This window comes from Dietzia sp. KRD202 (assembly GCF_017168155.1).
Lineage (GTDB): Bacteria > Actinomycetota > Actinomycetes > Mycobacteriales > Mycobacteriaceae > Dietzia > Dietzia kunjamensis.
In genome coordinates, this window is the sequence record NZ_JABFAN010000020.1 from 89,214 (window position 1) to 110,406 (window position 21,193).

Consider the following 21,193-nt stretch of genomic DNA (forward strand, 5'->3'; position numbering starts at 1 on the left):
GGGACAGGCCGATCATTGCCAGCGCCGACCGCTGACTTCGGCCTGCCGCCTTGAGTTCCTCCAGCAGGGCGTTCTCGGCCGCGATCAGCTCCTCGTGCTCTCGCCGCTGCTGCTCGGTCCAGTCGGGTCCTCCCCGTCGTCGGCCACGCCAAGTGAGTGCATGACCGATATAGCTTTTCCCAGCGCATCAACGACCTTGCGCTCGGAATCCAACTCCGTTTCCAGCTTGGCGATTCTGGCGTTCAGACGCCTAACCTCAGCTGCATCTTCCCTGGTCATCTCCCCAGTCTGACGCGGGATGACGTTCCCGTCGAGGTCACCGTCAGCCAACGCGGCCACCCACCGCCGCATCTGCCACTCAGCGATCCGGTGCTCCTGCAGGAACGCGGCCTTGGTGCCATACCGGCACTCGACATACTCAAGCGCCAACCGCCGCCTCTCCTCAACGCTGCGCTCGCGTGATGGAACAACCACCGTCATCTCGACACCCTCCCGCCAGCGCCCATCGCCGACTCACAACCAGCCTGAGCCACAGGGGGCTAGTCCGATTGGAGTAGCCGATCCGGATTCCGAGTAGCGGATTTCCGGGAGGGGAGGGGTGGCTCCCCTCAGGTCAGCCGGCGGTGCGGGTGGAGCGGCGACGCTGGTCGCTGCGGGGCCGCCCGGCCGCCTGGCCCACCGACTGGCGCGCGCCGGAGCCCTGGGTCGCGGAACCCTGGCCGCCCGAGCGCTGACCGCCCGAGCCCCGGGTGCCGGAGCCCTGACGTGCGGAGCCCTGGCGGGGCGCACCGTGGGCGTCGGCGGTCTGGGGACGACGACGACGAGCGCCGCCGGTGCCGGAGCCCTGCTGGTCGCGGCCACCGCGCTCCGAACCACCGCGCTCCGAACCACCGCGGCCGGCGCCGTCCCGGCTCTGGCCGCCGTCGCGACCCTGCCCGCCGTCGCGACCCTGCCCGCCGCTGCGGCTCTGCTCGCCGTCACGGCCCTGACCGCCACCGCGGCCCTGACGCTGCTGGTTCTGGCTCTGACGGCCCTGGCCACGGCTGCGACGGGCCTGCCCGCGGACGGACTGGCCCTCGACACCGTCGTCGGACGGCACGTGCGCGGGCGGCTCTGGGGCGTCGGCCAACGCGACGGCGGCATCGGCGCCGATGGGCAGCTCGATCTCGCCGGCGGTGACCCCGGCCGCGCGCAGCAGCGACCGCACCTCGCGCACCTGGTCGGAGGTGGCGACGGTCACGACGGTGCCGATGGCGCCGGCGCGGGCGGTGCGGCCCGAACGGTGGACGTAGGCCTTGTGCTCGGCCGGCGGGTCGGCGTGGACGACCAGCCCGACGTCGTCGACGTGGATGCCGCGGGCGGCGATGTCGGTGGCCACGAGCACGGTCGCCTGCCCGGAGGAGAACGCGTCGAGGTTACGCACGCGGGCGTTCTGCGACAGGTTGCCGTGCAGGTCCACGCTCACGACGCCGCGGCCGGTGAGCTGCTTGGCCAGACGCTTGGCACCGTGCTTGGTGCGGGTGAACATCACGGTCCGCGGGTGCGCCACGGCCAGGTCGGCGAGGGCGCGGACGCGGTCGTCGGCGTCGACGCGCACCACGTGGTGGGCGGTCGGGCCGGAGGTGGCGGTGCCGTCGTCGACCGAGTGGTCCACGGGGTTGGTGAGGAACTTGGTCACCAGCTTCTGCACGCCGGAGTCCAGGGTCGCGGAGAACAGCAGTCGCTGCGCACCGGACGGGGTCGCCGCCAGGATGCGGGTGACGCCGGGCAGGAAGCCCAGGTCGGCCATGTGGTCGGCCTCGTCCAGGACGCTGATCTCGATCGAGTCCATGCGGCAGTGCTTCTGTCCCATGAGGTCCTCGAGACGGCCCGGGCAGGCCACCACGATGTCGACGCCACGATTGAGCGCCTCGACCTGACGTCCCTGGGAGACGCCGCCGAAGATGACGGTGGTCTTCAGGCCCATGGAGTTCGCCAGCGGCTCGAGGGTCTCGTTGATCTGCCGGGCGAGCTCACGGGTCGGGGCCAGGATCAGCCCGCGCGGAGAGTTGCGGGCGCGGCGGCCGCCGGAGGCGGCGAGGCGGGCGACCAGCGGGATGCAGAACGCGTAGGTCTTGCCGGAGCCGGTGCGGCCGCGGCCCAGCACATCACGGCCGGACAGGGCGTCCGGCAGCGTGGCCGACTGGATGGGGGTGGGGGTGGTGATTCCCGCGCTGTCGAGAACACCGAGCAGGGGGGAAGGCACGCCGAGATCGGCGAAAGAACGTGACAAGGGAGAAGGCTCCGTACATAGAGAATGGCGTCTTGCCCGGCGCGCTCGCGGGGAGTCGCATCCACTTCGATGAGCGATGCGCCCGGTGCGCGACCACGGGGAGGTCGACAACCGCACGGCCCGAGGCAAGAGTGGTGCGGGCCGTCCGAGGACCACCCTACGCGTAGCGGGCCCCACACCCCAGCCCCGCGGCCCAGGTGTGACGAGGGCATCACCATCGGTCGCCCGTGGTGGCACGATACGAGGCGTGCGAATTGACCTGTCCCTGCTGCGTCGACCGGAACTGGGGTCGGTGCTTCTCGGCCGGGAGGAGGAGTCCGGCCGACTGCGCGCGTGGCGCGTCCGGATCCTGCTGCTCCTGACCCTGCTGGCCTCCAACCTGGTGGGCGTCGCGGTGGCCGTGGTGCTGGTCTTCTTCGTGCTACCGGGCCCGGCGGTGCTGTCGCGGGAGTTCCTCGTCCCCTCGGTGATCGTGGTGCCCGTCTACGTGACGATGGCGATCATCGTGGGCACGATCTGGGTGACCGGCGCCGTCTACCGCCGGGTCCGGTGGTTCCTCGACGGGCGGGACCCCACCGATCGCGAGCGGGTCGCGACGCTGCGCCTGCCCGGCCGCGTCACCGTCATCCAGGCGTTCCTGTGGCTGCTCGGCGCGGCCGTGGTCACCCCCGCGTACGGCGTGGTCGACCCGTCCTCGATCCCGGTGGTCGGGTTCACGATCGTCTTCGCCGGGATGGTCGTCTGCGGCGCCGCGTTCCTGCTCGCCGACTTCGGCCTGCGGCCCGTGGCGGCGGTCGCACTGTCCACGGGCCGCGCGCCGCGGACCCGGCTCCTCGGCGCCATGACGCGGCTCCGGGTGGCGTGGGCCCTGGGTAGCGGGGTGCCCATCACGGGCCTGATCATCGTCGCGATCTACACCCTCGCGGGCCGAGCCCTGTCACTGGAACGCCTCGCCGTCGTCGTCATCGTCCTGGGCGCCACGTCCCTCCTGGCCGGTTTCCTCCTCATCTCCCTGGCGACGGGCTCGATGATCGCCCCACTGCGCAGCGTCCGGTGGGCGATGCAGGACATCAGCGACGGCACCCTGTCACGGCGGGTGGTGGTCTACGACGCCACCGAGCTCGGCGAACTGCAGCGTGGCTTCAACCGGATGGCCGCCGGGCTGCAGGAGCGCGAACGGCTGCGCGACCTGTTCGGCCGTCACGTCGGTCGCGACGTCGCGGAGGCCGCGGAGCTCGACGATCCCGAGCTGGGCGGGCGCGACTCGCGCGTGGGCGTGGTGTTCGTCGACCTCATCGGCTCCACCGAGATGGCCGTTCGGTCCGAGGCCGGCGAGGTGGTGGACGTGCTCAACCGGTTCTTCTCCGTGGTGGTGGAGACCGTGGAGGAATACGACGGCATCGTCGACAGCTTCCTCGGCGATGCCGCGCTCGTCGTGTTCGGCGCGCCCCGGTCGATGGCGGACCCGGCGACCGCGACCCTGGCCTGCGCGCGGGTGCTGGCCGAGCGCCTGCCCGCGCGGGTGCCGGACTGCCGCGCCGGCATCGGGGCGTCCTACGGGGACGTCGTGGCCGGGTACGTGGGCTCGGACGACCGCTTCGAGTACACCGTCATCGGCGACGCGGTGAACGAGGCCTCGCGGCTGTGCGAGCTGGCCAAGGAGCAGCCCGGACTGGTGCTGGCCTCCGGCGTGGCGGCCGACGCCGCCGCGGAGGCCGAGCGCGGCCGCTGGCAGCAGGTCGGGTCCGAGGTCGTGCGCGGCCGCACCGAGCCCACGCGGCTGTGCGCGCCGGCGACCGACTGACCACCCCTAGCGCAGCACCACGTCACGCCCGCCGAGCATCACCTCGAGGCCGTCGTCCACCACGCGCGCGTCCTCGATCACCACGCCCTCGGGCAGCGAGGCCATCGTCGTGTCGACGGTGCCGGTGATGCCGGAGAACAGCCCGTCCGGCAGCGGGAACCCCAGCAGCGAGGTCTGCTGCGGCGTGAGCGTGAGCTGCCCGCCGTTCACCCCGGGCTGCACCCCGATCTCCGCGATGCCGCCGATGTCGGCGCGCAGCAGGCCGGCCGGTGCGTCGGGGCGCACCGAGCGCACCTCCGTCATGCCCGCGATCGGCGAGCCCTCCGCCGGGTTGCCCTCCGCGGCGGCCGCCGCGAGCTGGTCGGCGCTGAGTGTGGCGGTGCCGTCCGCGGACTCGGCGCGGATACCGCCGTCGACCTGCGAGACCGAGTAGCCGGTCACGTCGATCCGCGGCACGGTGGCGTCACCGGGGGAGGTCAGGCGGACCGTGCCCACGGCCTGCTGCGTGGCCAGGTCCCACAACACGGGGCTGGTCCCGAACTCCACGGACACCGGCGCCCCGAGCTCCGCCGACGCCTCGCGCTCGGCCCGGTCCGACAGGTACCAGCGGGCGCCGAACTCCGCGGCCACCACCAGACCCGCCAGAAGCAGGAGCAGCAGGACCAGCGAGCACCCGCACCCGCACCCACCGCGCCTATTGTCGCGACGCCCTCTGCGGTCCATCCGATCTCGTCTGCCCATGGGGGTATCGTGCCGGACCGGAGCACCCGGGTCTACCGTCGCCGGACCGGTTGCGGCGCGGCGGGCAGGACCTCACGATCGGGATCATGACCGAGACACAGGATGCACTCACTGACACCCGTACCGTCGCCTTCCTCGTGGCCTCCGAGGGGATCGAGCGCGTCGAGCTCACCGAACCGTGGGACGCCGTCTCCGACGCCGGCTTCCGGCCGGTCCTCGTCAGCACGGAGGACGGCGAGGTCGGGCTGGTCGATCACCTCAGCCCGGCCGGCACCCGGCCCGTGGACCGCACGAGTGCGGACATCTCCGCGGCCGACGTGGACGTGCTCGTCCTGCCCGGCGGCGTCGCGAACCCGGACGCCCTGCGCGGGGACCAGCACGCGGTGACCCTCGTGCGCGAGATGGTCGAGGCTGGCAAGCCGGTGTTCGCGATCTGCCACGCGCCGTGGGTCCTCATCGAGGCGGACGTGGTGCGCGGCCGGAAGGTCACCTCCTTCCCGAGCCTGCGGACCGACCTGGTCAACGCTGGCGCGGAGTGGGTCGACTCCGAGCTCGTCAGCGACGACGGGGTCTTCACGAGCCGCCGGCCCGACGATCTCCCGGCCTTCTGCGAGGCGCTCGTCGGCGCCGCCCGGGGGTCGGCCTAGGGGCGACCGGGCGATGATCGGCGTGTACGTCCACAACCGTGGACGGGGGCACCTGCACCGGGTGCTGCCGGTCGTCGCCGCGCTCCGCGACCGGGGCGACGAGGTCACGATGCTCGTCACCGGCCCCTTCGACGACACCCAGCGTCCCCCCGGGACCCGCGTGATCCACCTGCCGACAGAGCCGGACGCACGGACCGGGCCCGCCGCCGCGCACGCGGCCGGACCGCCGGCGCGGGACGAGATCACCCTCGCCGCCCGTCGTGCCGCCGTGGCGTGGTTGGACCGTGAACGCCCCCGCGCGCTGTGGGTCGACGGCTCCCCGGCGATGTCGCTGGCCGCCCGCATGACCGGTACACCCATGGTGAGCACCCTGCCCCCGGGGGTGCGCGACGACGAACCGCATCTGCTGCGGTGCCGGGCGGCCGAGAGGCTCATCGCCGCCTGGCCGCCGGGCGTGCACCGCGAGACCGTGGCGCGGGCGGAGAAACGGGTGAGCGAGATCGGCGGCGTCTCCCGGTTCGAGCGACGCGAGCGCGAGGAGCGGGCTCGTCGTCGTCCCCGTGTCGTCCACCTCAACGCCTCCGGCACCCGCGGCGACCACCGCTTCTGGCGCGCCGTGCGGACCACTGTGGCGGAGCTGGGTGTGACGGACTGGGTGGAGCTGGGCGGCCCCGACGGCGAGTGGCACAAGGATCCCTGGCCCGCGCTGAGCTCCGCGGACGTCGTGGTCACCGGCGCGGGGCAGGCGTCCGTCGCCGACGCGGCCTGCGCCGATGTGCCGCTGGTCGTCGTCCCCGGGAAGCACGAATACGGCGAACACGACGCCACCGCCGAGGCGCTCGGCTCGATCCCCGGCGCCTCGGTCCTGCGCTACGGCGACGGTCCGACGGCGGTCGCGCACGAGGTGCGCGCACAGGTGGACCGCGCCCTCGACGGCGAGGCCGCCGGGATCAGATCGTGGTGGGGGGTGGACGGGGCGGCACACCGCGCCGCGGAGGTCATCCGTGCGACGGCGACGACGACGAAGTAGGCCCTTCCGGGTGAGCCGCGCCACCCAGGAAACGCGTAGGCGTTTTCTCACGATGCCGTCACGAAGGCTGATAAATGCTGCATATCCACCGTCGCGGAGAGATACTCGATCTCACGACCCCCGAAGTGCGGGAGCGACGTGCCCGTAACCCTGACAATATTGCGGCATCGACTGCGGACGACGAACTTCCAGGGCCCGAGGTAGGGCACTTCGCGAGGCGCAGGGACGGAGGATGAATGCCGAGATACAGGAACCTCGAACCCACCTCGGACTTCTGGTCCTGGCGTGACAACGCCGCGTGCATCGGGCACGAAGACCTGTTCTACAGCCTGGAGGAGGAGTCGAAGGGGGAGCGGCGCAAGAAGGAGGAACAGGCCAAGTCGGTCTGCGCCACGTGCCCGGTCTTCGATACCTGTCGGCAATTCGCCCTCAATTCCGGTGAACTCTACGGAGTGTGGGGAGGGCTGACCGAGGCCGAGAGACACAGGATCTCCGGCCGCCACCGAACGGGCTGATCTCGCGGCGGGCGGGGCCTCGGCTGGCGGTTCAGGTGGCGGGCCGGCGGTCCGGGTCCTCGTTGTGATCCTGCGGGGTCGCCTCGTGCCCCGGGCGGCCACCGGTCCGGTTGGCCTCCTTCATCTCCGCCTCGTGGACATGCCGTCGTCCTCCGGTGAGCTCGTCGCGCACCGCGCTGTCCAGGGCGCGGGCCGTGCTCCAGAACCCGTCGTCGAACTCCTCGACGATCTGGAACGTCCAGCGGCCGTGGAGGACGTTGACCCCCACCATCTCGTCGCGGATGCGTGCGGCGAGCTCGGACCGTCCGGCCTGCACCAGTTGGTCGGCGGCCTCCTGGAAGAGGATGTCCGCCCGGCCGATCAGCTGGTGCAGGTCGTACAGGTGCCCGCGGGCGCGCTCGATGTACTCCATCGCCTCGCCGACGGTGCCGGCCGCCTCGATCTCGGCGTCGGTCGCGCCGTCGGGTCGGCGATGCGTCTCGTCGACGCTCGGGGTCCGGTCGCCGGCTCCCGGGCCCGCCACGCTCACACCGTCCGGGTCAGACGGCGGAGCTGGTCGGGGCCTGTGTGGTGCTTGAGAGCGGTGACCAGGCCGGAACGCGGACCCATCCCGTCGTCGTAGATCTTCGGCTCGCCGGCGAACATCTTCTCCGAGCGGGTCTCCGGCGCGTCGTCCGTCGTGGCCTTGAGGAACCGGTTCGGGAGCGAGAGCTTGGCGATGGTCCGCCAGGACTGCCAGTACTGCTTGTACAGCGGCCCGGTGGTGTACGGCAGGTCCCACCGCCGACAGACATCCTGGACCTTCTCCGAGAGCTCCGCGTACCGGTTCGACGGGAGCGTCGGGAAGAGGTGGTGCTCGATCTGGAACGACAGGTTGCCGGACATGAAGTGCGTGAGCTTGCTGCCGGTGAAGTTCGCGGAGCCGAGCATCTGGCGCAGGTACCACTGCGCCTGCGTCTCGGACTCGAGATCCTCGAGCGTGAACTTGTCGGCGCCGTCCGGGAAGTGGCCACAGAAGATCACGGCGTTGGACCACAGGTTGCGGATGATGTTCGCGGTCATGTTGGCGCTCATGGTGGACTTCCAGTTGGGCCCCGACAGCAGCGGGAACCAGACGTAGTCCTTGCCCACCTGGCGCCGGGCCTTGCGGAGGAACTGGCCGATCCGCTTCTTGCGCTCGGCCCGCCCGGAGGAGTTGATCGTCGCCGGCGCGATCTCCAGGTGCTGGACGCCGACGCCCCACTGGAAGGCGAGGGCGAGGATCGTGTTCCACACCAGGTTGAGCGAGTTCGCCGGGTGCCACGGTTGGTCGCGGGTCACCCGCACCACGCCGTACCCGACGTCGTCGTCCATGCCGACGATGTTGGTGTACTTGTGGTGGTGGTAGTTGTGGGTGGCCTTCCAGTGCTCGGACGTGCCGACGATGTCCCACTCCCAGGAGCTGGAGTGGATGACCGGGTCGTTCATCCAGTCCCACTGCCCGTGCATCACGTTGTGCCCGAGCTCCATGTTCTCGATGATCTTCCCGGCCGCCAGTAGTCCGGTGCCCACCAGCCACGCGGGTCGGTACCCGGAGAAGAGGAGGACGACCCGGCCGCCGGTCACCAGTCCGCGCTGCAGGCGGATGGTGTTCTGCACGTAGCGGCGGTCATCGTCCCCGAGGGAGTCGACGACCTCCTGGCGGATCGCGTCCAGTTCCTCACCGATGGCATCGACGTCCTCGGCGGAGAGATGGGCGTATTCCCTTACATCAGATATCGCCATGTAAGAACGGTACGTAGCGATCAGCGTCATGTCGACCGTTCCGGGAAACCCGAACCGCGAACAACTACTGCCGAGTTGGCCGGTAAGTGTTCACCGGACCTTTATGATCCCACCATGGCTCTCGTCGAGATCTCAGGCGTCAATAAGCACTTCGGTGACTTCCACGCGCTCAAGGACATCAACCTGTCCATCGAGCAGGGGGAGGTCGTCGTGGTGATCGGGCCCTCGGGCTCCGGGAAGTCGACGCTGTGCCGCACGATCAACCGGCTCGAGACCTTCGAATCCGGCTCCATCACCATCGACGACAAACCGCTGCCCGAGGAGGGCAAGGCGCTGGCGAGACTGCGGGCCGACGTCGGCATGGTGTTCCAGTCCTTCAACCTGTTCGCGCACAAGACGATCCTCGAGAACGTGACGCTGGGCCCCATCAAGGTCCGCAAGCAGTCCAAGTCGGAGGCCGAGAAGCGCGCGATGGAACTGCTCGAACGGGTCGGTGTGCACGAGCAGTCGTCCAAGTACCCGGCGCAGTTGTCCGGTGGCCAGCAGCAGCGGGTGGCGATCGCCCGGTCGCTGGCGATGGACCCCAAGGTCATGCTCTTCGACGAGCCGACGTCCGCCCTGGACCCGGAGATGATCAACGAGGTCCTCGACGTGATGACGGGGCTGGCCAAGACCGGTATGACCATGGTCGTGGTGACCCACGAGATGGGCTTCGCCCGCAAGGCGGCCGACCGCGTGATCTTCATGGCGGACGGGGAACTGGTCGAACAGGCCACCCCGGAGGAGTTCTTCACCAATCCGCAGAGCGCCCGGGCCAAGGACTTCCTGTCCAAGATCCTCACCAACTAGTCGGGCCCGTCCGCGGACCCGAACGAGACCCATCCACCCATCCCACGAGGAGAACCCATGAACATCCGACGGATCGGAGCGGCCACGGCGGCCGTCGCCTTGGCACTCGGCGTGAGCGCGTGCGGTAGCGACGATGGCGGCGGCGAGGACCAGCTCAAGGTCGGCATCAAGTTCGACCAGCCGGGACTCGGGCTGAAGGAGGGCAACGACTACACCGGCCTCGACGTCGACGTGGCGCGCTACATCGCCGACAAGCTCGGGACCCCCGAGGACGAGATCGAGTGGGTGCAGGCCCCCAGCGCCCAGCGCGAGACGCTGCTGGAGACCGGTCAGGTCGACATGATCGTGGCCACCTACTCCATCACCGACTCCCGCAAGGAGAAGGTCGGATTCGCCGGCCCGTACTTCATCGCCGGCCAGGACCTGCTGGTCCGCTCCGACGACGACTCGATCACCGGTCCCGATTCCCTCGACGGCAAGCGTCTGTGCTCGGTCACCGGGTCGACCTCGGCCCAGACGGTCAAGGAGCAGGTGCCGGGTGTGAACCTGCAGGAGTTCGGCACGTACTCGGAGTGTGTCTCGGCGCTTGTGTCCGGCGCGGTCGACGCCCTGACCACCGATGACACGATCCTCGCCGGATACGCGGCCCAGGACCAGTACCAGGGCCAGCTCGAGGTGGTCGGCGAGCCGTTCTCCGAGGAGCGGTACGGCGTCGGCATCGCCAAGGGTGACACGGAGATGTGCGAGCAGATCAACGAGGCCATCCGCGAGATGATCTCCGACGGCAGCTGGGACACCGCAGTCGAGGAGAACCTCGGCGCCGCCGGCTTCACCCCGGGCGAGGGCAACCCGCCCGAGCCGGAGGCCTGCGCCTGATCTGATCCGTCCCGGCCGGATCGGCACCCGCTCCGGCCGACCACCGCCTCCCTCCCCGCGCCGACCCGTCGGCGCAGGGAGGAGGGCGGACACCTCACCACGGAAGGTGGACCATGGGCGACATCTTCGCCGACTACGACGTCCTCGGGGCGGTCTGGGTGACGATCCAGCTGTCGGTCCTGGGCACCATCGGGGCCATGGTCCTGGGGACGATCATCGCCGTCCTGCGCGTGTCCCCGGTGGCGGTCCTGCGCGGCCTCGGTACCTCGTACGTCAACACGTTCCGGAACCTCCCGCTGACGTTGCTGATGGTCTTCAGCATCCTGGGGTTGTCCTTCATCCTCCAGCTGTCGGTCTCGGACGACTTCGCCCGCAACGCTTTCTGGTGGGCCGCGATAATGTTGGCCGTCTATCACGCGGCCTATGTCTGCGAGGCCCTGCGCTCCGGCGTCAACACGGTCCCGGTGGGGCAGGCGGAGGCCGCCCGCTCGATCGGTCTGGCCTTCGGCCAGTCCATGCGCGAGGTCATCCTCCCGCAGGCGTTCCGCGGGTCCATCGCCCCGCTGGGTTCGGTGGTCATCGCACTGATCAAGAACTCCACCGTCGCGGCGGTCATCGGCGTCGGGGACTCCGCCGGGCTGCTCCAGGTCATCACGGAGAACGAGGGCGCGAGCCTGCTGACCTTCTTCTTCTTCGCCATGGTCTTCGTGGTCCTCACCCTCCCGATCGGACTGTGGACCACCTCCCTCTCCCGGAAGCTGTCGGTGAAGCGATGAGCACACAGGCGGTACTTTTCGACGTACCCGGCCCCAAGGCCCGGCTGCGGCACAGGATCCTCACCGCGATCGGCGTGGTCCTCGTGGTCGCCATCGCCTACGTCATCTATCTCCAGTTCGAGAAGGCCGGCCAGCTCAAGGCCTTCATGTGGGAGCCGTTCGTCACGGACCCCGAGGTGTGGACGTCCTACCTCATCCCGGGCCTCAAGGGGACGTTCACGGCGGCGGCGATCTCCATCGTGCTCGCCGTGGTCTTCGGGCTGATCTTCGGCATGGGCCGGCTGTCGCCGTTCGCTCCGGTGCGCTGGTTCTGCAGCATCATCGTCGAGTTCTTCCGCTCCGTGCCCGTGCTGCTGATGATGGTCTTCGCCTACTTCGGCTACTTCGCCACCTCCAACATCGTGCCCAACCAGCACGCGCCGCTCGCCGCCGTCGTCACCGCGCTCACCCTCTACAACGGCGCGGTCATCGCCGAGCTCGTCCGCTCGGGTGTCCACGGGCTGCCCGCGGGGCAGTCCGAGGCGGGACTGGCCGTGGGCCTCACCCCGGGGCAGGTGCTGCGCTCGATCCAGCTCCCCCAGGCACTCACGGCGATGCTCCCGGCCCTCGTCGGCCAACTCGTCGTCGTCCTCAAGGACTCCGCACTGGGCTACGGCATCACCTACCTGGAGCTGCTCAACTGGTCCAAGACCCTGGGCTCGGCGTACGCGAACACCGTCCCCGCCTACATCGTGGCGGGCATCCTGTTCATCCTCGTCAACTACACGCTCACCAAGTTCGCCGTGTACCTCGAGGGCCGGATGAAGAAGCGGCGCGCGAAGGCCTGACCCGCGCCCACACCGTCGAAAGCCCGCACCGTCGAGAACCGCACCGTCGAAAAGGACGTTCCGCGCACATCGCCCGAAAGGGGAGTGCGCGGAACGTCCTTTTCGATGCCCGGGGGCGTGGTCGATTCTGGGGGCGTGCTACTTCGGTGGCATCCGGATGCCACCGTCGACGCGGATGGTCTCCGCGTTCATGTACGGGTTGGTGAGCAGCTCCATGACCATGGACGCCAGCTCATCGCCCGAGCCGAGACGCTTCGGGAACAGGACATTCGAGCCGAGGTTGGCCTTGAACGCCTCCGAGTCCGGGCCCTCGCCGTAGATCGGGGTGTCGATGAGGCCGGGTGCCACGGTGTTGAGGCGGATGCCGGCGGCCGATAGGTCGCGCGCGACGGGCAGGGTCAGGCCGACGATGCCACCCTTCGAGGCGGAGTAGGCGGCCTGGCCGATCTGGCCGTCGAACGCGGCGACGGAGGCCATGTTGACGATGGCGCCCTTCTGGCCGTCCTCGTCGGCCTCCTGCGTGCTCATCTTGGTGGCGGCCAGCCGCAGCATGTCGAACGAGCCGATGAGGTTGATGTCGATGACCTTGCGGAACGAGTCGATGTCAAAGGCCGACGAGTACTCGCCGTCGCGGCCGATGGTGCGCTGAGCCCAGCCGATGCCGGCCGAGTTGACGAGGTAGCGCAGCGGACCGAGCTCGAGAGCGGCGGCGACGGCCTTCTCGTTCTGGTCGGTCTTGGTGACGTCGACGGAGACGAACACGCCCCCGACCTCGTTCGCCAGGGCCTCACCCTTCTCGGCATTGAGATCGGCGACGACGACCTTGGCGCCCTTGGCGGCGAGCTGACGGACGACGGCGGCGCCGATTCCCGACGCACCGCCCGTGACGATGGCACTTGCTCCAGAGATTTCCATGCCAGAACGGTAACAAGCACGGGCGCTGGATAAGGGTGGCTTGGCCGGGTCAGTGCGTAATCAGTCGCCGGTACCCGGCACGACGACGTCCCAGCGGATGCCGAACCGATCGTGGACTTGCCCGTACCGGTCACCCCACGGGGCGACCTCGAACGGCATCGCCATCTCGCCCCCGCTGCCGGTGACCTTGTCCAGGAACGCACGGGCCTCGTCCTCGGTGTCGAATCCCAGCAGGAACGAGTAGACGTCGCTGCGCGGCTGCGGGAGGCTCTCGCCCATGGCGTCACCGCCGGTCAGGCTGATCCCGGGGGCCTCGAGGGTCGCGTGGGCGACCGAACCGTGCGGTGGGTCGAACGGGAAGTCCTCGGTGGAGGGGAACTGGTCGTAGGTCATCACCTCGAGCTTCCCGCCGAAGAGTTCCTGGTAGTAGGGGAACGCCTCCGCCGCATTGGCGGGGAAGGAGATGTAGGGGACGCAGGTCATGGCCATGTCGGAGCCTCTCGTCGTGGGCGACCGCGTGCCGGTGCTACCCGGTATTCGCAACGCTAGACCCGTCTGCGGTGCCGGTCACGTTAATTCTGGGCGCCGTCGCCGTCGCCGTCGCCGTCGCCGACCGGTCCGGCCGGGGAGGGGCGCCGTCCGGACAGTGCGAGCAGTCGGGCGCGCGAATCCGCGCCGAGCGTCACGGGGCTCGCCTCGGCGAGCACGTCGAACGACCGCATCAACTCAACCACGCTCCGCGCGTGGTCGAGGGTCCAGGCGGCGAGGTCCTCCGCCTCCGTCGAGTCCCACGTCCGCGGGTCGAGATCGTGGGCGTGGACCAGGAGTTCGAAGACGCGCAGGGCGAGGAGGTCGCGGACCGGGATCTCGGCGAGCCGGTGCTGGACGATCGCGTCCGCGTCCCGGGCCCGCGCGAGTTCCCTGCGCAGACCCGCGGACGTGCGGTGCAGTGCGGGGATCGGCTTCTCACCGGCGTGGTCGGCGGTGCGGGTCCACTCGATCTCCGACTCCGGCAGCCGTGGGAAGTAGGCGGCGTAGCGCAGTCCACCGCCCAAGACGTGGTTGGCGCAGTCGCGGCGGGTCCATCCCGGGCAGGCCTCGCAGTCACCGTCGAGTCCGCCGGCGAGCGCGCGGCCGAACAGGGTGGTGGCCCGGTCGAGGACCGCGAGGTCCTCCGGGCTCAGCGGGGTCGGGGTCACGGGCACCTCACCTCCAGGAATGTCTGGGCTTCACACTAGGTTGACTGGGACGGTGTGAACAGATCGCGCCAACCCTTCAGCCGTGACGAGAAAGGACCGATACCCGCCATGAGCCCGCAGACCTCCGGTGCAGCAGAGACCCGGGAGTTCCAGGCCGAGACCCGGCAGCTGTTGGATCTGATGATCCACTCGATCTATTCGAATCCGGACACCTTCCTGCGCGAGGTCATCTCCAACTCCTCGGACGCGCTGGACAAGCTCCGGTTGGCCGCGCTGCAGGATTCCTCGCTCGGCGCGGACACCTCGGATCTGCACATCGAGCTGATCCCGGATGCCGCCGCCCGGACGCTGACGATCCGCGACAACGGCATCGGCATGTCCCGCGACGAGGTGGTGGACCTCATCGGCACGCTCGCCAGGTCGGGCACCGGGCAGATGCGGGAGGCACTCTCCGCGGCCCGGGCGGCGCAGGAGTCCGGTGAGGTCTCGGAGCAGGCCACCGCGGACCTCATCGGTCAGTTCGGCATCGGCTTCTATTCGACGTTCATGGTCGCCGACACCGTCACGTTGGTCACCCGCAAGGCGGGCGAGAGTGTGGGGACGCGTTGGACGTCGAGCGGCGAGGACACGTACACGATCGAGGACGCCCCGGACGCTCCCCAGGGCACCTCGGTGATCCTGCAGCTCAAGCCGGCCGGTGGGGACGCGGCGCTTCCGGACTACGCCGAGGAGCACACGCTGCGCCGGGTGGTGCGCACCTACTCGGACTTCATCGCCTGGCCGATCCGCATGGACGTCGAGCGCCCGGCGCCGGAGTCGACGGACGGGGCCGGTGCGGACGGAGACGGCGCAGACGATGCCGCCGAGGACGCCGCGCCCGGGGCTCTCGGCACGGTCACCGAGACGGAGACGCTGAACTCCCAGAAGGCGCTGTGGACGCGGCCCCGCTCGGAGGTCACCGACGAGGAGTACGCCGAGTTCTACCGTCACGTCTCGCACGCGTGGGACGAGCCGCTGGAGACGATCACGCTCAAGGCGGAGGGCACGTTCGAGTACCAGGCGCTGCTGTTCCTTCCCACGCAGGTGCCGTTCGACCTGTTCTCCCCGGACACCAAACGCGGGGTGCAGCTCTACGTCCGTCGTGTCTTCATCATGGACGACTGTGAGGAGCTGGTCCCGCCGTTCCTGCGCTTCGTCAAGGGCATCGTCGACGCCCAGGACCTGTCGCTCAACGTCTCCCGCGAGATCCTCCAGCAGGACCGCCAGATCCGGGCGATCCGCAAGCGCCTGGTCAAGCGGGTGCTGCAGACGATCGAACAGATCAAGACCGACCGGCCGGAGGAGTTCCGCAGCTTCTGGGCCAACTTCGGTGCCGTCCTCAAGGAGGGCCTGATCGCGGACGTTGACGCCCGCGAGCAGTTGCTGGCCGTGAGCACGTTCGCCTCCACGCGTCCCGCCCAGGCCGGCGTCGGGGACGCCGCGTCCGGATCGGACGAGACCCCGCGCGACGACGAGCGTGACGACGACGAGGTGGGCACCACCATCGCCGAGTACGTCTCCCGGATGGCCGACGGGCAGGAGGAGATCTACTACCTCACCGGGACGTCCCGCGCGGCGGTGGAGAACTCCCCGCACCTGGAGGCGTTCCGTGCCCGTGGCGTCGAGGTCCTCATCCTCACCGACCCGGTCGACGAGGTGTGGGTGGACGCGGTCGGCGAGGTCGACGGCAAGCGCCTGCGGTCGGTGGCCAAGGGCGACGTGGACCTGTCCGGCATCGGCTCGGAGAGCGAGGATCGCGAGGACGAGCCCGACGCGGCCGAGTTCGCCGACCTGCTCACCTGGCTGGGCGAGGAGCTGTCGGACGAGGTCAAGCAGGTCCGCCTGTCGCACCGGCTCACCGAGTCGGCCGCGTGCATGGTGGGCGACGAGTTCGACATGACCCCGCAGCTCGAGGCCATGTACCGCGCTTCGGGCATGGAGCTGCCCACGAGCAAGCGGATCCTCGAGCTCAACCCCACGCATCCGCTGGTCGAGCGACTGCGCGAGCAGTACGCATCGGATCCGTCGGCGCCCGGCCTTACGGACACCGCCCGGCTGCTGTCGGGTGCGGCCGTCCTCGCGGAGGGCGGCACGCTTTCCGACCCGGCCGCGTTCGCCAAGCTGCTGGTCGACCGCATCTGACTCGACTCCGCCCCCGGGGCGGCGGCTACCCGACCACCGGTGTCCGGCCGCCGCCCAGGGAGCCGCAGGTCACGCCGATCATCGCCCCGAGCGCGGTCTCGGTCGGGGTGTGGTGGCTGATCCGCACGCGCGCCCACGCCACCGTCGGTACGAGGGCCAGCAGTCGCCAGTAGCGGGGTGAGAGTTCGCGGGCGAGGACCGTGGCGACCCCGGCGAGCACGGCGGTGTGGAACGAGACCTTGATCCGGAGCGTCGCGGCCCCGGCCACGCCCAGCGCCACCAGTGCGGCCCGCGTCATCCGCTGCAACTCGTCCGGGGCGTCGCCCCACCGTTGGGCCGCGAGCAGGGTCGCCACCGACCCGGCGATGCCGACGATCACCAGGGGGCGGTCCTCCCGCCGGGTGACGTGGTGGTCGGACAGCGCCTTGCGTCGGACCCGCCAGGTGATCGCGGCCTGCGGAACGATGCCCAGGCCGGCGGCGGTCGCGAGCCCCCACCCGGTCGACCCCACCGCCCGGCCGAGGTGCACCGACCCGACGGTGAGCACCACCCACGGGGCGCAGACCTCCGTCAGAACCGTCGCCGGGAGCACGCTACGCGTCCGCCCATCCGGCGCGACCGAGCCCCGGGCCGGACCACCTCTCTCGACCACCACGCTCTCCGCCACCCCCCGAAAATCCGCGATCCCGAATACGGATCCGCTGGTCGGATTGGACTAGCGGATCCGGAGGGAGAGTAGCGGATCTGGCTGGTGCCTGTCTCTTATACACCTCTCCGAGGGGTCGTAGTCGCGGCCGAACTTGTAGCCGATGGTCGAGCCGCCCAGGTGCGGGATGTCGATGGTCTGCGTGGTCACGGCGGTCCTTCGTGAGGGGAATACGGAGGTGTTAGTTGACGATAGGACGCGATCGACGCGCGCTGCTGATGAATCAACAGGTTGGCCGGGCCCGCCTGTGCGCGCTGCGGGAGGCGGAGGCCCGCCCTGACGGGCCTTGATTCGTTAGGCATGCATACAAAGTTGACAGTTGTGTAGTAGCCACTCTGCGGATAATGTCGCTGGCAGTCGGTGGCGTAGCCTTATCCCCCCTCGAGGTGTCGCCGGCTCCGCAACGATGCGGACTACGCTGACCGCCTTTGGTCGCGATCCTTCATCGTGCGCGACAGAGTCGTCGGCGGCTGCGGGCTCCCCCTCCGCGGCCCCGGCGACTCAATCGTCTTGAGCCCATTAGTCTTTCGGTGTCGACTCGGTGGTGTTTGAGAATCGGCTGGGAAACCAGCGCCCACGGAGGCAAGCCGCCTACCAGCTTTCTGTCCCGCGCCCCTTCGGTCCGCCACTCCAGGCGGCGACGTTCCGCGAGGCACGCACCCTCAACAGGCTGGCTTGACGAACGCCTTGAGATAGCCACCGGTCTCGTGCAGTAGGGCATCCTTCCTCGACTTGGACAGCGGCCGGGGCGTGTCGGTCACGTAGACGGGTCCGTCGAAGCACTGCTCGAAGTACATCCGCACTCGCGACACGTGACCCCAGTAGGTCACCACAAGTAGTGAGCTGTACCCGCGCTCGCGGGCGGTGCGGGTGGCGGCGGTGGTCTCACCCTCGGTGGTGTCCACGTCGGGGGCAAAGCACTCCACGTCAATCCGACGACCGTCGCGGGCGATCACCGGGGTGGAGGCGCAGTAGGAGTCGATTGCGGCGGCGTAGCGTCCGGTGCCGCTGGGCGGCTGCGAGACGAGGATGTGGTCGGCCACGCCCTCTTCGGCCAGGCTGCGGGCGTAGACGTAGCGATCGTCGTCGGCGCCTGCCACCACCACAATCGCATCGACCCGCACCGGCGAGTCGACCTGCGGAAACAGCACGGCCCGCGCCGCGGTCAGTCCAGTGACCACTAGACCCACCGCCAGGACAAGGGCGAGCACCACGATGCTGCGGCAGCGTCGGGAGCGTGGTCTCACGGATCCAGGCTACGGAGGCATGCTTAACCGGGGGGTACCGGCGTCCGGCTGCCCCGAGCCCCCGACTGTCGCGTACTCAACCCATGCGATCCATCCGGAAGGGCGAGGTCTCGTTTGGTCTGGTGAACGTGCCGGTCAAGGTGAATTCGGCGACGGAGGACCACGACCGTCACGCGCGGCAGGTCGACAAGTCCGACGGCGTGCGCATCTGCTACAAGAAGGTGCGGGACGACAACGGCGAGGAGGTCGAGTTCTCCGACATCGCCAAGGCGTGCGAGTCCGATGAGGGCGAGATGGTCATCCTCACCAAGGAGGACCTGGCGAGCCTGCCGGTGGAGCAGCCGCACGAGATCGAGTCGGCTGAATTTCGGTGAACGACGCACGATTCGCGATCTGGACTAGCGTCAAAGTAATTCACCGCACACTCCTTCGGTGAGATTTCACGGGCGGAGCTATGGGTCCGATGCGCAGTCGACTGTGCGCTTATTCGGGTTCGGGAGTCCCCTCTGAAGCGCCTTGCTCGGGTCGCTGTACGTAGGGCAGGATCGGCGGCACCATCACCATGGGCGAGTACGTGATGCCGCCGTCCTTCGCTCCGGGTCAGCGTCACTACGGCATCGGGACTGCTGCACCCATAGGTGACATCTGATCTGCGTCGGCGTGTGTCGACGCTGGAAGGATGTGCACCATGCCGAAGGCGTTTCCCAAGGAGTTCCGTGAGGACGTGATCCGGGTCTTCCGCGACTCCGACGCGTCCGTGGCCCAGGTCGCAAAGGACTTCGGCATCTCGCCGTCGTGCCTCAAGCGAGGGCTCACCATCGACGACAAGAATTCAGCCGATCCATCGCCAGCTGCGCGGGCAGCCAACGAGTCGGATGCCCTGCGCGAAGCGAACAAGCGCATCAGCTCGCCGCAGCTCGCGGTTCTCCTTCTCCAGCTGGGCCAGTCGGGCGTCGCGATCGGCGGACACCGACGAGGCGTCCTGGCCCTCGGCCTGGGCTTTACGGACCCAGGTCCGTAGCGCTTCGCGATGTACGCCGAGTTGCTCGGCGACCCGCACGATCGCACCGTGCGAGCGATAAGGGTCGGCCAGCGCTTCTAGCGCCATGCGCGTGGCTCGTTCACGAAGCTCGTCCGGGTACTTGCGAGGTGCTCCCATAGCTTCGATAATCCCTTCCCGGGTAATCGATGTCTCCATCAAACCCGGGGCGATGCAGTCCTCGACCGCCGCGCCTGGGCCACCCGTGAGGAGTTGCGAATCGCGATCATCACCTGGACCGAGCCGACTTACCACCGCCGTCGCAGGCAGTCAGGTCTGGGCAGGTTGACCCCGGTCGAATACGAGTTGATCATGACCACAGCCGCTACCCAGGCGGCCTAACCCCATCTGTCACCTGTTCATGCAGCAGTCCCTCTTTCGTGTGGGGCAACCGGAACCGGCCGCGCGGGGGAGCAGCGGTGATGAGTGTTCCTTGCTGAGCCGATCAAGCTGGTTCCAAGGAAGCGCCCCGGCCCTAGATGAACATCGGTCCACAGACCGGTGTTTAAGTAAGAAGAATCTATAGCGTGCGAAGCCATGGATTTTGCCCCCGTTCGGCTCACAGTAGGGTCAGTCGGGCGCATTGTGACTAGGCTCGCAGCGGTCAACACCGACATCCCGTCTGGGTGCCGGTGAAGCGTTGAGGTCGGACTGGGGAACCCCCCTAACGGAAGGTTGTGGAGTGGATCTACAGGGCTTGTTATCGGTGCTCCGAACTCGCCGACTACTCATTGTGACGACTACCCTCCTTGGAGGCCTCATCGCATTAGGATTGAGTCTCTTAAGTACACCCATGTACACGTCAACCGTTCAGTTTTATGTGACGTCGCTGGGTGGGGACTCTGCGGCGGCGGCATACCAAGGCTCGCTTGCGTCGCAGCAACGGGTTCAATCCTATGCCGAGCTGGTTGAAAGCCAGGAAATCGCACGCCAGGTAGTAGACGAAGTCGGAGCGACGGTGACCCCGGAGGTGTTGGCCTCGCGAACGGAGGCCGCGGGCGCTGCCGAAACCGTCTTACTCAATGTTTCCGTGACGGATCCGAACCCAGACCATGCGCAGCGGCTCGCGGACGGTTTCGGTGCAGTGTTGCCCGACGTGGTGGCGCAGCTCGAAACGCCGGAGTCAGGCGGCCCTGCGCAGGCGAAATTGACCGTTGTTCAGCCCCCAGGTCTGCCGGAAGCTCCGGTATCGCCAAATACCGAGCAAAACCTAGTTCTTGGTCTGGTGATGGGGCTACTGGTGGGAGTCGGAGTCTCGCTGCTAGCGAACGCGTTTGACAGGCGAGTGAAGACGAGGGGACAGGTTGAATCGATAACCGCCGCTTCCGTCGTCGGCAGTATTCCATTCCGGACCAAAGAAGATCGGGCGCGGGGATCAGAACACGAAGTTGACTTCAAGAAGGGGCACTCGCCGACGGCAGAAGCATTCCGCCGCCTGCGAACTAATCTCCAGTTCCTGGGCGTTGACAACCCGCCGCGAACCTTTGTAATGACATCGTCGGTTAGTGATGAGGGAAAGTCCGAAACGGCGGTCAATCTCTGCTTGGCTCTTGCTGAAGCGGGAAACTCTGTCCTCCTAGTCGAAGCCGATATGAGGCGTCCCCGAGTAGTCAACTACATGGCAATGCCGGACTCGGTGGGCCTTACCAACGTGTTGACCGGACAGACAACTTTTAAGGGCCCTTCCGGATCCGGAGTGCGTAGCTGGGGTTCGCCGGTGATGCGGTGAGGCACAAAATGTAGGGGTCCTGGGGCGTGTGACGATGCAGGTTCTCACGCCACGCATCGAACACCCCAGGACCCGC

General features: G+C 68.7%; 22 protein-coding genes and 2 pseudogenes. 12 read left to right on the forward strand and 12 right to left on the reverse strand.

All coding sequences use genetic code 11. The annotated features are described in order from the left end of the window. Window positions 1–84: 84 nt before the first annotated feature. Together J1M64_RS18245 and J1M64_RS18250 are read right to left on the reverse strand one after the other, a co-directional pair. Window positions 85–480, reverse strand: a complete 396-nt coding sequence (locus J1M64_RS18245) for a hypothetical protein (RefSeq protein WP_061917909.1) — start codon at window positions 478–480, stop codon at window positions 85–87. A 133-nt stretch (window positions 481–613) separates the two neighbouring features. Further along, window positions 614–2,245, reverse strand: a complete 1,632-nt coding sequence (locus J1M64_RS18250) for a DEAD/DEAH box helicase (RefSeq protein WP_307872481.1) — start codon at window positions 2,243–2,245, stop codon at window positions 614–616. A 274-nt stretch (window positions 2,246–2,519) separates the two neighbouring features. Here J1M64_RS18250 and J1M64_RS18255 point away from each other — a divergent pair, with 274 nt between their 5' ends. Further along, a complete protein-coding gene (locus tag J1M64_RS18255) occupies window positions 2,520–4,076 on the forward strand; it encodes an adenylate/guanylate cyclase domain-containing protein (RefSeq protein WP_307872482.1) in 1,557 nt (518 codons plus the stop codon). A 6-nt stretch (window positions 4,077–4,082) separates the two neighbouring features. On the opposite strand, the gene J1M64_RS18260 is transcribed toward J1M64_RS18255, so the two are convergent. Then, window positions 4,083–4,817 carry an LmeA family phospholipid-binding protein gene (locus J1M64_RS18260; protein ID WP_096906576.1) on the reverse strand — a complete coding sequence of 245 codons (735 nt, stop codon included), beginning with the start codon at window positions 4,815–4,817 and terminating at the stop codon, window positions 4,083–4,085. Between the two features lie 86 nt (window positions 4,818–4,903). Here J1M64_RS18260 and J1M64_RS18265 point away from each other — a divergent pair, with 86 nt between their 5' ends. The 3 genes from J1M64_RS18265 (at window position 4,904) to J1M64_RS18275 (ending at window position 7,009) form a co-directional block, all read left to right on the forward strand. Then, window positions 4,904–5,464, forward strand: a complete 561-nt coding sequence (locus J1M64_RS18265) for a type 1 glutamine amidotransferase domain-containing protein (RefSeq protein ID WP_067719144.1) — start codon at window positions 4,904–4,906, stop codon at window positions 5,462–5,464. Between the two features lie 13 nt (window positions 5,465–5,477). Then, a complete protein-coding gene (locus J1M64_RS18270) occupies window positions 5,478–6,494 on the forward strand; it encodes a glycosyltransferase (protein WP_206475113.1) in 1,017 nt (338 codons plus the stop codon). 236 nt (window positions 6,495–6,730) lie between these two features. Beyond that, entirely contained in the window at window positions 6,731–7,009 is a 279-nt protein-coding gene (locus J1M64_RS18275) for a WhiB family transcriptional regulator (protein ID WP_067718868.1), read from the forward strand. Window positions 7,010–7,040: 31 nt separating this feature from the next. On the opposite strand, the gene J1M64_RS18280 is transcribed toward J1M64_RS18275, so the two are convergent. Together J1M64_RS18280 and J1M64_RS18285 are read right to left on the reverse strand one after the other, a co-directional pair. Beyond that, the gene (locus J1M64_RS18280) at window positions 7,041–7,532 is read right to left on the reverse strand and encodes a hypothetical protein (RefSeq protein WP_206475114.1); all 492 of its coding nucleotides are present in this window, start codon (window positions 7,530–7,532) and stop codon (window positions 7,041–7,043) included. Window positions 7,533–7,534: 2 nt separating this feature from the next. After that, window positions 7,535–8,773 carry a fatty acid desaturase gene (locus J1M64_RS18285; RefSeq protein ID WP_206475115.1) on the reverse strand — a complete coding sequence of 413 codons (1,239 nt, stop codon included), beginning with the start codon at window positions 8,771–8,773 and terminating at the stop codon, window positions 7,535–7,537. A gap of 114 nt (window positions 8,774–8,887) precedes the next feature. Between J1M64_RS18285 and J1M64_RS18290 the strand changes: the two genes are divergently transcribed. The 4 genes from J1M64_RS18290 to J1M64_RS18305 all read left to right on the forward strand — a co-directional run bounded on the left by J1M64_RS18290 (window position 8,888) and on the right by J1M64_RS18305 (window position 12,101). Further along, window positions 8,888–9,622 carry an amino acid ABC transporter ATP-binding protein gene (locus tag J1M64_RS18290; protein WP_067718874.1) on the forward strand — a complete coding sequence of 245 codons (735 nt, stop codon included), beginning with the start codon at window positions 8,888–8,890 and terminating at the stop codon, window positions 9,620–9,622. A gap of 57 nt (window positions 9,623–9,679) precedes the next feature. Beyond that, on the forward strand, window positions 9,680–10,498 hold the full coding sequence (locus tag J1M64_RS18295; RefSeq protein ID WP_067718877.1) for a glutamate ABC transporter substrate-binding protein: 819 nt from the start codon (window positions 9,680–9,682) through the stop codon (window positions 10,496–10,498). A gap of 113 nt (window positions 10,499–10,611) precedes the next feature. Beyond that, window positions 10,612–11,274, forward strand: coding sequence for an amino acid ABC transporter permease (locus tag J1M64_RS18300; protein ID WP_067718880.1), 663 nt, complete (start codon window positions 10,612–10,614; stop codon window positions 11,272–11,274). Further along, a complete protein-coding gene (locus J1M64_RS18305; protein WP_206475116.1) occupies window positions 11,271–12,101 on the forward strand; it encodes an amino acid ABC transporter permease in 831 nt (276 codons plus the stop codon). Before J1M64_RS18300 ends, J1M64_RS18305 begins: the two co-directional genes overlap by 4 nt. Window positions 12,102–12,239: 138 nt before the next feature. On the opposite strand, the gene J1M64_RS18310 is transcribed toward J1M64_RS18305, so the two are convergent. The 3 genes from J1M64_RS18310 to J1M64_RS18320 all read right to left on the reverse strand — a co-directional run bounded on the left by J1M64_RS18310 (window position 12,240) and on the right by J1M64_RS18320 (window position 14,215). Continuing rightward, entirely contained in the window at window positions 12,240–13,016 is a 777-nt protein-coding gene (locus tag J1M64_RS18310; protein WP_067718885.1) for an SDR family NAD(P)-dependent oxidoreductase, read from the reverse strand. Window positions 13,017–13,076: 60 nt separating this feature from the next. Further along, on the reverse strand, window positions 13,077–13,505 hold the full coding sequence (locus tag J1M64_RS18315; protein WP_163376158.1) for a VOC family protein: 429 nt from the start codon (window positions 13,503–13,505) through the stop codon (window positions 13,077–13,079). 83 nt (window positions 13,506–13,588) lie between these two features. Then, on the reverse strand, window positions 13,589–14,215 hold the full coding sequence (locus J1M64_RS18320) for a maleylpyruvate isomerase N-terminal domain-containing protein (RefSeq protein ID WP_206475117.1): 627 nt from the start codon (window positions 14,213–14,215) through the stop codon (window positions 13,589–13,591). 108 nt (window positions 14,216–14,323) lie between these two features. On the opposite strand from J1M64_RS18320, the gene htpG reads away from it, so the two are divergent. Next, on the forward strand, window positions 14,324–16,396 hold the full coding sequence (htpG, locus tag J1M64_RS18325; RefSeq protein WP_206475118.1) for a molecular chaperone HtpG: 2,073 nt from the start codon (window positions 14,324–14,326) through the stop codon (window positions 16,394–16,396). A 25-nt stretch (window positions 16,397–16,421) separates the two neighbouring features. On the opposite strand, the gene J1M64_RS18330 is transcribed toward htpG, so the two are convergent. The 3 genes from J1M64_RS18330 to J1M64_RS18340 all read right to left on the reverse strand — a co-directional run bounded on the left by J1M64_RS18330 (window position 16,422) and on the right by J1M64_RS18340 (window position 18,349). After that, window positions 16,422–16,988, reverse strand: coding sequence for a hypothetical protein (locus J1M64_RS18330; RefSeq protein WP_163376161.1), 567 nt, complete (start codon window positions 16,986–16,988; stop codon window positions 16,422–16,424). A gap of 123 nt (window positions 16,989–17,111) precedes the next feature. Beyond that, a complete protein-coding gene (locus J1M64_RS18335) occupies window positions 17,112–17,252 on the reverse strand; it encodes a hypothetical protein (RefSeq protein ID WP_206475130.1) in 141 nt (46 codons plus the stop codon). Window positions 17,253–17,764: 512 nt separating this feature from the next. Then, window positions 17,765–18,349 (reverse strand): ElyC/SanA/YdcF family protein, encoded by a 585-nt coding sequence (locus J1M64_RS18340; protein WP_307872483.1) that lies wholly within the window; start codon window positions 18,347–18,349, stop codon window positions 17,765–17,767. 83 nt (window positions 18,350–18,432) lie between these two features. Between J1M64_RS18340 and J1M64_RS18345 the strand changes: the two are divergent. Then, window positions 18,433–18,717 (forward strand): annotated as a pseudogene (locus J1M64_RS18345) (Ku protein); the annotation flags it as partial. 464 nt (window positions 18,718–19,181) lie between these two features. Here the strand turns inward: J1M64_RS18345 and J1M64_RS20595 are convergent. Continuing rightward, complete coding sequence (locus J1M64_RS20595; RefSeq protein ID WP_374220874.1) at window positions 19,182–19,547, reverse strand: transposase; 366 nt, start codon at window positions 19,545–19,547, stop codon at window positions 19,182–19,184. 18 nt (window positions 19,548–19,565) lie between these two features. On the opposite strand from J1M64_RS20595, the pseudogene J1M64_RS20055 reads away from it, so the two are divergent. Together J1M64_RS20055 and J1M64_RS18355 are read left to right on the forward strand one after the other, a co-directional pair. Then, a pseudogene (locus J1M64_RS20055) lies at window positions 19,566–19,730 on the forward strand (IS3 family transposase); the annotation flags it as partial. A 340-nt stretch (window positions 19,731–20,070) separates the two neighbouring features. Further along, window positions 20,071–21,117: a Wzz/FepE/Etk N-terminal domain-containing protein gene (locus tag J1M64_RS18355; RefSeq protein WP_206475120.1), complete on the forward strand. Its 1,047-nt coding sequence runs from the start codon at window positions 20,071–20,073 to the stop codon at window positions 21,115–21,117. Window positions 21,118–21,193: the final 76 nt, after the last annotated feature.

Coding starts and splice junctions, on each gene's coding strand:
- J1M64_RS18315 (WP_163376158.1), bottom strand. CDS start 13,505: ATGGCCATGACCTGCGTCCCCTACATCTCCTTCCCCGCCAATGCGGCG.
- J1M64_RS18275 (WP_067718868.1), top strand. CDS start 6,731: ATGCCGAGATACAGGAACCTCGAACCCACCTCGGACTTCTGGTCCTGG.
- J1M64_RS18260 (WP_096906576.1), bottom strand. CDS start 4,817: ATGGGCAGACGAGATCGGATGGACCGCAGAGGGCGTCGCGACAATAGG.
- J1M64_RS18285 (WP_206475115.1), bottom strand. CDS start 8,773: ATGGCGATATCTGATGTAAGGGAATACGCCCATCTCTCCGCCGAGGAC.
- htpG (WP_206475118.1), top strand. CDS start 14,324: ATGAGCCCGCAGACCTCCGGTGCAGCAGAGACCCGGGAGTTCCAGGCC.
- J1M64_RS18265 (WP_067719144.1), top strand. CDS start 4,904: ATGACCGAGACACAGGATGCACTCACTGACACCCGTACCGTCGCCTTC.
- J1M64_RS18310 (WP_067718885.1), bottom strand. CDS start 13,016: ATGGAAATCTCTGGAGCAAGTGCCATCGTCACGGGCGGTGCGTCGGGA.
- J1M64_RS18245 (WP_061917909.1), bottom strand. CDS start 480: ATGACGGTGGTTGTTCCATCACGCGAGCGCAGCGTTGAGGAGAGGCGG.
- J1M64_RS18270 (WP_206475113.1), top strand. CDS start 5,478: ATGATCGGCGTGTACGTCCACAACCGTGGACGGGGGCACCTGCACCGG.
- J1M64_RS18290 (WP_067718874.1), top strand. CDS start 8,888: ATGGCTCTCGTCGAGATCTCAGGCGTCAATAAGCACTTCGGTGACTTC.
- J1M64_RS18295 (WP_067718877.1), top strand. CDS start 9,680: ATGAACATCCGACGGATCGGAGCGGCCACGGCGGCCGTCGCCTTGGCA.
- J1M64_RS20595 (WP_374220874.1), bottom strand. CDS start 19,547: ATGGAGACATCGATTACCCGGGAAGGGATTATCGAAGCTATGGGAGCA.
- J1M64_RS18300 (WP_067718880.1), top strand. CDS start 10,612: ATGGGCGACATCTTCGCCGACTACGACGTCCTCGGGGCGGTCTGGGTG.
- J1M64_RS18305 (WP_206475116.1), top strand. CDS start 11,271: ATGAGCACACAGGCGGTACTTTTCGACGTACCCGGCCCCAAGGCCCGG.